The following is a 10,635-nucleotide window of genomic DNA, read 5'->3' on the forward strand; positions in this document are numbered from 1 at the left end:
GCAGGGCGACTACGGCGGTCCGGCCCCGGCCCCGGACGCTCCGCCCCAGCCCGCGCAGCCGCCCCGCAGGCGGCAGGAGCCTCAGCCGCAGCGGTACGCGCCGCCGCCGGAGCCCCCGGCTCCGCGCCGGGAGTCCCGGGGCCGCAACCCCAACCGCATGCGCATCCCCGGCCTCGGCTGCCTCAAGGGTTGCCTGTTCACCCTCCTGATCCTGGTGGCGGCCGCCTGGGCCGTGTGGGAACTCACCCCGCTCCAGGACTGGGTGGCCCAGGGCAAGTCCTTCTGGGAAGCGGTCGGCGACTGGTTCACCCAGGTCCAGGACTGGGTCTCGCAGCTCGGTGGCTCGTCCGACTCCGGTGGCGGAGCCGGCACCCAGTAGCGGTCCCGTCGGCGGGCAGGCACGGAGGGACCCGGCAACAGCCGTGCGAGTCCGGCGATTTGTCGACACCTGAGGGGGGATTTCCGTCACGGAAGTGCCGGTTGGTGCCGCGCGGGGCGTAGCTTTGTCGCCAACGCCAGCCTCTGCGGGCCCTGATGGTCCGGGGACACGACACGTCGGAGCAGTCTTGGCACGGAACATCGGCAGCCGGTACACCGCCCACCAGGTCCTGGGGCGGGGATCCGCCGGCACGGTATGGCTGGGTGAGGGCCCCGACGGCCCGGTCGCCATCAAGCTGCTGCGCGAGGACCTCGCCGCCGACCAGGAGCTGGTCGGCCGGTTCGTCCAGGAGCGCACCGCCCTGCTGGGCCTCTCCCACGCGCGCGTGGTGGCCGTCCGCGACCTCGTCGTGGACGGCAACGACCTCGCGCTCGTCATGGACCTCGTCCGCGGCACCGACCTGCGCACCCGCCTCGACCGCGAGCGCCGCCTCGCGCCCGAGGCCGCCGTGGCCATCGCGGCCGACGTCGCCGAAGGGCTCGCCGCCGCGCACTCCGCGGGCGTCGTGCACCGCGACGTGAAGCCGGAGAACGTCCTGCTGGACATGCAGGGCCCGCTCGGCCCGGGCGGCGCTCACCCGGCGCTGCTCACCGACTTCGGCATCGCCCGGCTCGTCGACGCCCCCAGCCGCACCCGCGCGACGAAGATCATCGGTACCCCCGACTACCTCGCCCCCGAGATCGTCGAGGGCCTCCCGCCGCGCGCCGCCGTCGACATCTACGCCCTCGCGACCGTTCTGTACGAACTGCTCGCCGGATTCACGCCGTTCGGCGGCGGGCACCCGGGCGCGATCCTGCGCCGCCATGTGACGGAGTCGGTGGCCCCGCTGCCCGGCATCCCCGACGAGCTGTGGCAGCTGCTCGTCCAGTGCCTCGCCAAGTCGCCCGCCTCGCGGCTGCGCGCCGCCGAGCTGGCGGGCCGGCTGCGCGAGCTGCTGCCCGACCTCGCCGGGATGCCGCCGCTGGACGTGGACGAGCCCGGCCCGGACATCCCGGACCCCGGCCAGGAGATGTACGAGGAGCAGCCGTACGCGCCCGCCGACGCTCCGCGCCGCGCGGCCGTGCCGCTGGTGCACGGCTCGGCTCCGGACTCCAACCGGGACACCCACACGAGCATGCGCGTGCCCAGCGCCGACGAGCTCTCGGGCGGGGCGCATGGCACGGCCCGGGTGCCGCGCTCGGCGGCCGACCGCCGCCCGGGCATGGCCCGGCACCGCGCCGAGGCCGTGCGGCGGCGCCGGATCAGGCTCGGCGCCGCCGCCGCGGTGCTCGCCGCGGCGGCGGGGGTCGGGGGCTGGCTCGCGGTGGGCGGCGACGAAGCGGACGCGACCCCGCCGGGCGTCGAGCGCTCCGACGCCGACCACCCGGCGCCCTAGAAAAAAATCTCGCGAAATCCGCCGCGAGCCGGGAACTCACGGAAAGTCGCCGGACGTTCACTCAACGTCGAACGGTTGCCGCCCCCGAACCGGGCGGGTCCACCGGCAGATTCTTCTGGGGGTTGCGATGAAGGCGGGTCAGGGGAGGTATCGCTCGGCCGCGGCCGGGCCCTGTTCTTCGATGAGGCGCTTGGCGCGCTCCAGGCGCTCGGGGGTCACGTCCCGCCCGGAGACGCGGACCAGGTCCTCGGGGTCGATGGGCGTCTCGGTGCCGGTGCGGAGCTGGAGCCCCGGGCGCTTCTTGGCTTCGGTCGGCTCGTCCTCGTGCTTCTCGGTCACGGCGGCCCTCCTCGTTCTGCTGAGACTGTGGGTCCTGCCGGGGAAGCGATGCTTCCTGTGCCCCTATTGTGCGGCCATATGGGGAACCGCACACAGCGGCGGACGGATTTCTCCCGAGACCAGTGCTCCCGGGCGGGGCCGTCGCACACAGCCGTTACGCTGGACCCGTGGCAGTCGTCGATGTATCCGAAGAGCTGAAGTCCCTCTCCTCGACCATGGGGTCGATCGAGGCCGTCCTGGACCTCGATGCGATGAGGGCCGACATCGCCGTGCTCGAGGAGCAGGCGGCGGCCCCCTCCCTGTGGGACGACCCGGAGAACGCGCAGAAGGTCACCAGCAAGCTGTCCTACCTCCAGGGCCAGTTGCGGCGGACCGAGGAGCTGCGGGGGCGCATCGACGACCTCGAGGTGCTCTTCGAGCTCGCGGAGGCCGAGGACGACGCGGACGCCCGCGCCGAGGCCGAGTCCGAGCTGGAGTCCGTGCGCAAGGCCGTCGAGGAGATGGAGGTGCGCACCCTCCTCTCCGGCGAGTACGACGCCCGGGAGGCCCTGGTCAACATCCGCGCCGAGGCGGGCGGTGTGGACGCCGCCGACTTCGCCGAGCGCCTCCAGCGGATGTATCTGCGCTGGGCCGAGCGGCACGGCTACAAGACGGAGGTGTACGAGACCTCGTACGCGGAGGAGGCCGGCATCAAGTCGACCACCTTCGCCGTCCAGTCCCCGTACGCCTACGGCACGCTCTCCGTCGAGCAGGGCACGCACCGGCTCGTGCGGATCTCGCCGTTCGACAACCAGGGCCGCCGCCAGACGTCCTTCGCGGGCGTCGAGGTGCTGCCGGTGGTCGAGCAGACCGACCACATCGAGATCGACGAGTCCGATCTGCGGGTGGATGTCTACCGCTCCTCGGGCCCCGGCGGTCAGGGCGTCAACACCACCGACTCCGCGGTGCGGTTGACCCACATCCCCACCGGCATCGTGGTCTCCTGCCAGAACGAGCGCTCGCAGATCCAGAACAAGGCGACCGCGATGAACGTCCTCCAGGCCAAGCTGCTCGAGCGGCGCCGCCAGGAGGAGCAGGCGAAGATGGACGCGCTCAAGGGCGACGGCGGCAACTCCTGGGGCAACCAGATGCGTTCGTACGTCCTGCACCCGTACCAGATGGTCAAGGACCTGCGGACCGACCACGAGGTCGGCAACCCGGACGCGGTCCTGGACGGCGACATCGACGGGTTCCTGGAGGCGGGCATCCGCTGGCGCAAGAGCGAGCAGAAGTAGTCCGCCGCACGGTCGCTGCACCTACCGAACGCCAACAGCAACTGCCGCTCACCGAGCGGCAGTTGCTTTTTTGGTCACAGTCCTGTGTGGGTAACGCCCGTCATAGCGCGCCATTCCCGGCAAAGCGTTCGGAATGACCTTGACGCTGCTGTGAATTGTGGGAAAGCTGATCAGCGGCATGCCATGTCTGATGCGCGTGCGTACGGGGGCGGGACGGGACTTGAGCGTTCCGAGTCGTTTTCCGACCCCCAGGTGACCACCGCTCGGTGCATGGCTGCTCCATTTACGAGACAGCTACTGGGGGTAGCAGGTAGATGACTAAGAAGATGCGGCTGCGCGTCGCGCGGATAGCCGCTGGTGCGGTGATCGCCGCAGGTGCGTCGCTGACCGCCGCGGGTGCGGCCCAGGCCGCGGACCTCGATCTCGAGGTTCCCGGTCTCGTCAGCGTCGGCGCGGGTGTCGGCGAGAAGGGCGTCGATGCCGACCTCTCGCTCGGCGAGGGCGACGACCCGGACGACCCGGGGCTCCCGGGCAACCCGGACCCGGGTGTCACGGACCCGGCAGACCCGGACAACCCCGGTGACCCGGGTGGCGACATCCCGCCGCTTCCGGACGTCCCGGACCTCCCGGTTGACCCTGGTCAGCCGGAGGGCCCGGGCACGCCCGACAACCCCGGCACACCCGGGGACCCGGGCACGCCGGACCAGCCGAGCAACCCGGGCAACGGTGGCGACAACGGTGACGGCGGGGACTCGGGCAACGCCCCGGACCCGGCCGGTTCGACCGGTGAGGACGCCGCCGGCGGCACGGAAGAGCAGCTGGTCCAGACCGACACCAACAGCGTTGGTTCGGCCAAGGGCCAGCAGCAGAACCAGCAGAACCAGGCCGTGGAAGGGGAGCTCGCCGAGACCGGCGCCTCCGACCAGACTGGGTTCCTGCTGATCGGCGCCGCGACCATGATCGCGGGTGGGGTGGGCTTCCGCCTGCTGCCGCGGCTGATCAACCGCGGCGGTGGTGCGGCCGCCGCCTGAGCGGCGGACCGGCACTACACCGCGTAACGAGCTACACCGCGCGGTAACAAGCTGCACCGTGTGAAACGAAGGGCCCCGGAGCGCACATCGCTCCGGGGCCCCTCGCGTGGGAACGTAGGGGATTCGGTCCGCCTGGAAACGCGGGAACTCGGCGCGCTCAGACGCGATCAGCGATCGGTTGTCAACGGTCGGTGACCATCGGCCGGCGGTCGGTCACGCCGCCTGGTGGGCCAGGACGGCCACCGCGATCAGCAGTATCAGCAGCAGCGCCACCAGCGCCGCCGGGGACAGCCCGGCGAAGAGCCCGGCCAGGCCCCCTTCCTGCTGCAGGCGTGCCCTGCTGGCCCGGCAGACCGGGCAGCGTCCCTCGCTGACGGGGGCCGCACAGTTGGCGCACACCAGTCGGTCGCATGTCATGCGATCTCCTCCTCACTGTGGCCAACGCGCCGGGAGGTCCCATGGTTCCCGGCGGCCCCGATCGCCGGTTCCCGGCTGCCACCCCCACCTACCACTGTGCCAGCATCCGCACGATTCGGCTCGCCCCGCAGGCCAAGGCCTGGCGGCCCATGCCTGCTTTGTGCCTGAAGGTCCCGTGAACAAACACTCAACCTCCACCGCCGACTGCGCGGCCGCACCCGGTTCGCGTATGGTCACGCTCACCGACGGGATCCCGCAACCGGGCCTCCCGTACCCCCTCTACAGGTCGACCCTGGTGCTTTCGTGATCCGATTCGACAACGTCTCCAAGACCTATCCCAAGCAGACCCGCCCCGCCCTCCGGGACGTCTCGCTGGAGATCGAGAAAGGCGAGTTCGTCTTCCTCGTGGGCTCCTCGGGCTCCGGCAAGTCCACCTTCCTGCGGCTGCTGCTGCGCGAGGAGCGGGCCAGCCACGGTGCGGTGCATGTGCTGGGCAAGGATCTCGGCAGGCTCTCCAACTGGAAGGTGCCGCAGATGCGGCGCCAGTTGGGCACCGTCTTCCAGGACTTCCGGCTGCTGCCGAACAAGACGGTCGGCGAGAACGTGGCCTTCGCGCTCGAGGTCATCGGCAAGCCGCGTGGGCAGATCCGCAAGACCGTCCCCGAGGTCCTCGACCTCGTGGGTCTCGGCGGCAAGGACGACCGCATGCCGGGCGAGCTCTCCGGCGGCGAGCAGCAGCGCGTGGCCATCGCCCGGGCGTTCGTCAACCGCCCCATGCTGCTGATCGCGGACGAGCCCACGGGCAACCTCGACCCGCAGACCTCGGTCGGCATCATGAAGCTGCTGGACCGGATCAACAGGACCGGTACGACAGTGGTCATGGCCACCCACGACCAGCAGATCGTCGACCAGATGCGCAAGCGCGTCATCGAACTCGAAAAGGGCCGACTGGTGCGCGACCAGTCGCGCGGTGTGTACGGCTACCAGCACTGAGCGTCCCGCCGTAGCCGCTGTCACCCCCCTGAAAGGACATCATGCGCGCCCAGTTCGTCCTGTCGGAGATCAGCGTCGGTCTCCGTCGCAATCTCACGATGACGTTCGCGGTCATCATCTCCGTCGCCCTCTCCCTCGCCCTGTTCGGCGGTTCGCTGCTGATGCGCGAGCAGGTCAGCACGATGAAGGGCTTCTGGTACGACAAGGTCAACGTCTCCATCTTCCTGTGCAACAAGAACGACGCGGAGAGCGACCCCAACTGCGCCAAGGGCGCGGTCACCGCTGACCAGAAGAGCGAGATCAAGACCGACCTCGAGAAGATGCCGGTCGTCGACCAGGTGGCCTTCGAGACCGCGGACGAGGCGTACAAGCACTACAAGGAGCAGTTCGGCGACTCACCGCTCGCCGACTCCCTGACGCCGGATCAGATGCAGGAGTCCTTCCGCGTCAAGCTGAAGGACCCGGAGAAGTACGAGGTCATCAAGACCGCCTTCTCCGCCCGGCCCGGCGTCCAGGCGGTCGAAGACCAGAGCGAGGTGCTGGACAGCCTGTTCAACCTGCTCAACGTGATGAGCCTGGCGGCATTGTTCCTGATGGCCCTGATGCTGCTGGTGGCCCTGATGCTGATCGTCAACACCGTACGGGTGTCGGCGTTCAGCCGCCGCAGGGAGACCGGCATCATGCGGCTGGTCGGCGCCTCCAGCTTCTACATCCAGATGCCGTTCATCATGGAGGCCGCCATCGCGGGCCTCATCGGCGGCGGCCTGGCCTGCGTGCTGCTGGTCTCGGGCAAGTACTTCGTGGTCAACAACTGGCTCGCCCAGCAGATCAGCCTCATCAACTTCATCGGTTGGGACGCGGTGTTGACGAAGCTGCCGCTCGTGCTGGCGGTGGGCCTGCTGATGCCCGCCCTTGCGGCTTTCTTCGCGCTCCGCAAGTACCTGAAGGTGTGATACATGCCCTGGGCGCCGTACGGAGAACCTGCCGTGCGGCGCCCTCGGCTTGTCCTAGACTCACCGGCATGTCGGGCCCGTCGATGTTCGTCCGGCCCCGCAGCATTCGCCGCGGGGCAGCCCTGACATTCGTGTTCGCGACCGTGCTGGGCACGGGCGCCGCCGCCGGGGCCTTCGGCGACGAGATGCACAACACCACCGACGCCACCGCGAGTTCCCTCCCGAAGACCGGGACCGCGGACCGGGACGAGGTCGCGGCGGCCGCCCGCGAGGCGATGGCCAAGGGCCAGTCCGGGTCCAAGGCGGCCGAGGAGGTCGTCAGCCGCAGCGGCGACCGCTGGAGCGCGGTCTACAGCGCCCGTGAGTACGAGAACGTGCGGCAGGCCCTGGACGGCGAGTACGTCGGCGTGGGCCTGTGGGTGCGATGTCGCCCCGGCGGCAGGATCGAGGTCGCCCGCGTCCAGCCCGGCAGCCCCGCCGACCGCGCGGGCATCGCCGTGGGCGACCGGCTGCGGACCATCGACGGCGAGCCGATGACCGGGCAGCCGGTGACCGAGGTCGTCTCCCGGCTGCGCGGCGGAAACCCCGGGGCGGCGAATGGCAACGAGGCCGAGGGCCAGGCGGGCGGCACCCAGGCCGGGTCCGGCGACGACAAGCCGTCCGACCGCAGCGCAGCCGCCGGCACCCCCGTACGGCTCGGACTCGAGCGCGACGGCCGGACCTGGCAGCAGACACTCCACCGCATCCGGCTGGCCACCGAGGCCGTCACCGCCGACCGCTCCGCGGCGGACCGCGCCACCCGCATCAAGGTCGACTCCTTCAGCAAGGGCTCCGGCGAGCAGGTGCGCCGCGCGGTGCGCGAGGCCCCCGAGGGCGACGGCATCCTGCTCGACCTGCGTGGCAACTCCGGCGGCCTGGTCACCGAGGCCGTCACCGCCGCCTCCGCCTTCCTCGACGGCGGCCTGGTCGCCACGTACGACGTGAAGGGCCGGCAGCGGGCCCTCTACGCGCAGGAGGGCGGCGACGTCGGCACCCCCCTCGTCGTCCTCGTCGACGGCGGCACGATGAGCGCCGCCGAGCTGCTGACCGGCGCGCTCCAGGACCGCGGCCGGGCTGTGGTCGTCGGTTCCCGCACCTTCGGCAAGGGCTCCGTCCAGATGCCGAGCAAGCTGCCGGACGGCTCGGTCGCTGAGCTGACCGTCGGCCACTACAAGACCCCCGCCGGTCGCAGCGTCGACGGCGAGGGCATCGCCCCCGACCTGGCCGTCAAGGGAGGGGCGGAGGAGCGGGCCCGCACGGTATTGAGTGGCCTCGGGGGCGGGGCGTAGTGCGAGAATGGCCACGCTATGGCTAAAGAGACGGGTCGCAAGCTGATCGCGCAGAACAAGAAGGCGCGGCACGACTACCACATCCTTGACACCTACGAGTGCGGGCTGGTGCTGACCGGGACCGAGGTGAAGTCGCTGCGCCAGGGGCGCGCCTCCCTGGTGGACGGGTTCGCCCAGCTCGACGGGGGCGAGGCGTGGCTGCACAACGTGCACATCCCCGAGTACAGCCAGGGGACGTGGACGAACCACTCGGCCCGCCGCAAGCGCAAGCTGCTGCTGCACCGGGCGGAGATCGACAAGCTCATCGGCAAGACGCAGGAGACCGGGCACACGCTCGTACCGCTCGCGCTGTACTTCAAGGACGGCCGGGCCAAGGTCGAGATCGCGCTGGCGAAGGGCAAGAAGGAGTACGACAAGCGGCAGACGCTGCGCGAGAAGCAGGACCGCCGCGAGGCAGACCGCGCCATCTCGGCGGCGCGGCGGCGGCAGCGGGCCTAGCGGCCCCGGCCGGGGCGCCCTCTCGGGGGCCCTCCCGCCGATGGGAATACGGTGGTACGGGCGGGCGTTGATCCCGTACGATGAGTCCTGCACTCCACGGGGTGCGGGTACACCTTGAGCAGGACCTAATTCCATAGTGGACAACATGGGGATGATCGGTTTCGACAGCGGATGTCGAAGCAGGAGAAGCGAGCCGAGGAAGCGGCAATGATCTCGTAAACCACGTGTCGCAAACAATAATCGCCAATACCAAGCGCGATTCCTTCGCCCTCGCTGCCTAAGTAGCGACTTGCGAAGTGTCAGCCCGGGGCTGTTCCCGACCCGGATCCTGGCATCAGCTAGGGGACTAAACCTCTAAGCCCGGTCACGGGGCGTAGAGGGAAACCAAACAGTGACTGAGCCCGTCGGCAGCTTGTCTGTGTGACTGCCGGGGCCGAGAAAAGCACAGCAGACTGCGCTCGGAGAAGCCCTGGTTCCGCACCGTTGGACGCGGGTTCGATTCCCGCCATCTCCACGAGTAGGGCGGGTGGGCCGTGCTCGCGAACCGCGCGAGCCGGGTTCGCCCACCTCATGTCCGGGGCATGACCCCGGACTCCCTTACCCCATGTAGGGAAGGCCCCGCCGTAATGGCGGGGCTTTTTCGTGTCTGCGGGCGGGGAACGTCTGCGGGCGGGGAGCGCTCACAAGTCCGGCCGATCCCGGGTGAGCGCAAGGTTGCGTGGGCTTCACGCACGGGCACGGGGGCGAAACCTCGGGTTCCTAGCGTCGGGTCGTAAGGACGCAGACCCCGCTGGAGGCGTGATGACTGCCATGACGACCGCACCGCGCAAGGGGGGCCGCCGCTGGATCCAGCAGTGGGACCCGGAGGATGAGACCTTCTGGCGGGCGAAGGGGGAGCGGATCGCCCGGCGCAATCTGGTGTTCTCGGTCCTCTCCGAGCACATCGGGTTCTCCGTCTGGAGCCTGTGGTCGGTCATGGTGCTGTTCATGGGGCCCGAGTACGGGGTCGACCCGGCGGGGAAGTTCTTCCTCGTCGCCGTGCCGACCCTCGTCGGAGCCGTGCTGCGGGTGCCGTACACCTTCGCCGTCGCGCGGTTCGGCGGGCGGAACTGGACCGTCCTCAGCGCGGCGCTGCTGCTGCTCCCCACGGCCGCCGCGGCCTACGTGATGGAGCCCGGGACCTCTTACGCCGCCTTCGTCGCGGTCGCGGCGCTGACCGGGGTCGGGGGCGGGAACTTCGCCTCGTCCATGACGAACATCAACTCCTTCTATCCGCTGCGGAAGAAGGGCTGGGCGCTCGGCCTCAACGCGGGCGGCGGCAACATCGGCGTGCCCGTCGTCCAGCTCGTCGGACTGCTCGTCATCGGCACCGCCGGGGCGGCCCGGCCGCGGCTCGTGCTCGCCGTCTACCTGCCGCTCGTCGTCATCGCGGCCGTGCTCGCCGCGCTGCGGATGGACAACCTCGCGCCCGTGAAGAACGACACCGGCGCCGTGCCGGAGGCCCTGCGGGACGCGCACACCTGGATCATGTCCTTTCTCTACATCGGCACCTTCGGGTCCTTCATCGGCTACAGCTTCGCCTTCGGCCTCGTGCTGCAGAACCAGTTCGCGCGCACGCCCCTGCAGGCCGCGTCGCTCACGTTCATCGGGCCGCTGCTCGGCTCGCTGATCCGCCCGGTCGGCGGCCGGCTCGCCGACCGGCTCGGCGGGGCGCGCGTCACGCTGTGGAACTTCGCCGCCATGGCCGCCGCGACCCTGGTCGTCATCCACGCCTCGCTGGAGAAGTCGCCGGCCCTCTTCCTCGCCGGCTTCATCGCGCTGTTCGTGCTCACCGGGCTCGGCAACGGCTCCACGTACAAGATGATCCCGGGCATCTTCCAGGCCAAGGCCCTGGCCCGCGGGCTGTCCGGCGAGGAGGCGGCGGCGTACGGGCGGCGGCTGTCGGGCGCCGCGATGGGGCTCATCGGGGCGGTGGGCGCGCTCGGCGG

The 10,635-nt window shown here is 70.4% G+C and carries 10 protein-coding genes, 1 other RNA gene and 1 pseudogene; 10 read left to right on the forward strand and 2 right to left on the reverse strand.

Features of this window, described 5'->3' with window-relative positions; all coding sequences use genetic code 11:
• Both AOK16_RS19265 and AOK16_RS19270 read left to right on the forward strand, forming a co-directional pair.
• Nucleotides 1–379, forward strand: a pseudogene (locus AOK16_RS19265) (serine/threonine protein kinase); the annotation flags it as partial.
• Between the two features lie 187 nt (nucleotides 380–566).
• Nucleotides 567–1,814: a serine/threonine-protein kinase gene (locus AOK16_RS19270; protein WP_055473458.1), complete on the forward strand. Its 1,248-nt coding sequence runs from the start codon at nucleotides 567–569 to the stop codon at nucleotides 1,812–1,814.
• Between the two features lie 138 nt (nucleotides 1,815–1,952).
• On the opposite strand, the gene AOK16_RS19275 is transcribed toward AOK16_RS19270, so the two are convergent.
• The gene (locus tag AOK16_RS19275) at nucleotides 1,953–2,153 is read right to left on the reverse strand and encodes a hypothetical protein (RefSeq protein ID WP_055473459.1); all 201 of its coding nucleotides are present in this window, start codon (nucleotides 2,151–2,153) and stop codon (nucleotides 1,953–1,955) included.
• A 167-nt stretch (nucleotides 2,154–2,320) separates the two neighbouring features.
• On the opposite strand from AOK16_RS19275, the gene prfB reads away from it, so the two are divergent.
• Together prfB and AOK16_RS19285 are read left to right on the forward strand one after the other, a co-directional pair.
• Complete coding sequence (gene prfB / locus AOK16_RS19280; protein WP_055473460.1) at nucleotides 2,321–3,427, forward strand: peptide chain release factor 2; 1,107 nt, start codon at nucleotides 2,321–2,323, stop codon at nucleotides 3,425–3,427.
• A gap of 314 nt (nucleotides 3,428–3,741) precedes the next feature.
• The gene (locus AOK16_RS19285) at nucleotides 3,742–4,458 is read left to right on the forward strand and encodes an LPXTG cell wall anchor domain-containing protein (RefSeq protein ID WP_055473461.1); all 717 of its coding nucleotides are present in this window, start codon (nucleotides 3,742–3,744) and stop codon (nucleotides 4,456–4,458) included.
• Nucleotides 4,459–4,671: 213 nt separating this feature from the next.
• Here AOK16_RS19285 and AOK16_RS19290 read toward each other — a convergent pair whose 3' ends face one another.
• Nucleotides 4,672–4,875, reverse strand: a complete 204-nt coding sequence (locus tag AOK16_RS19290; protein ID WP_055473462.1) for a hypothetical protein — start codon at nucleotides 4,873–4,875, stop codon at nucleotides 4,672–4,674.
• A gap of 303 nt (nucleotides 4,876–5,178) precedes the next feature.
• Here AOK16_RS19290 and ftsE point away from each other — a divergent pair, with 303 nt between their 5' ends.
• The 6 genes from ftsE to AOK16_RS19315 all read left to right on the forward strand — a co-directional run.
• On the forward strand, nucleotides 5,179–5,868 hold the full coding sequence (gene ftsE, locus AOK16_RS19295) for a cell division ATP-binding protein FtsE (protein ID WP_055473463.1): 690 nt from the start codon (nucleotides 5,179–5,181) through the stop codon (nucleotides 5,866–5,868).
• A gap of 41 nt (nucleotides 5,869–5,909) precedes the next feature.
• Complete coding sequence (ftsX, locus tag AOK16_RS19300; RefSeq protein WP_055473464.1) at nucleotides 5,910–6,821, forward strand: permease-like cell division protein FtsX; 912 nt, start codon at nucleotides 5,910–5,912, stop codon at nucleotides 6,819–6,821.
• Between the two features lie 68 nt (nucleotides 6,822–6,889).
• Nucleotides 6,890–8,149: a S41 family peptidase gene (locus AOK16_RS19305; RefSeq protein ID WP_055473465.1), complete on the forward strand. Its 1,260-nt coding sequence runs from the start codon at nucleotides 6,890–6,892 to the stop codon at nucleotides 8,147–8,149.
• Between the two features lie 18 nt (nucleotides 8,150–8,167).
• On the forward strand, nucleotides 8,168–8,647 hold the full coding sequence (gene smpB / locus AOK16_RS19310; protein ID WP_055473466.1) for an SsrA-binding protein SmpB: 480 nt from the start codon (nucleotides 8,168–8,170) through the stop codon (nucleotides 8,645–8,647).
• Between the two features lie 147 nt (nucleotides 8,648–8,794).
• Nucleotides 8,795–9,164: a transfer-messenger RNA gene (gene ssrA, locus AOK16_RS25920) on the forward strand.
• Between the two features lie 284 nt (nucleotides 9,165–9,448).
• On the forward strand, nucleotides 9,449–10,635 hold a 1,187-nt coding region (locus tag AOK16_RS19315), incomplete at its 3' end, for an MFS transporter (RefSeq protein ID WP_055473467.1).

The organism is Streptomyces pathocidini (assembly GCF_001418495.1).
In the GTDB taxonomy this organism is placed as follows: Bacteria; Actinomycetota; Actinomycetes; order Streptomycetales; family Streptomycetaceae; genus Streptomyces; species Streptomyces pathocidini.

What these genes read in the sequence shown, in the direction of transcription:
- AOK16_RS19285 (WP_055473461.1), top strand. Translation starts at nt 3,742, where the DNA reads ATGACTAAGAAGATGCGGCTGCGCGTCGCGCGGATAGCCGCTGGTGCG.
- ftsX (WP_055473464.1), top strand. Translation starts at nt 5,910, where the DNA reads ATGCGCGCCCAGTTCGTCCTGTCGGAGATCAGCGTCGGTCTCCGTCGC.
- AOK16_RS19305 (WP_055473465.1), top strand. Translation starts at nt 6,890, where the DNA reads ATGTCGGGCCCGTCGATGTTCGTCCGGCCCCGCAGCATTCGCCGCGGG.
- AOK16_RS19290 (WP_055473462.1), bottom strand. Translation starts at nt 4,875, where the DNA reads ATGACATGCGACCGACTGGTGTGCGCCAACTGTGCGGCCCCCGTCAGC.
- smpB (WP_055473466.1), top strand. Translation starts at nt 8,168, where the DNA reads ATGGCTAAAGAGACGGGTCGCAAGCTGATCGCGCAGAACAAGAAGGCG.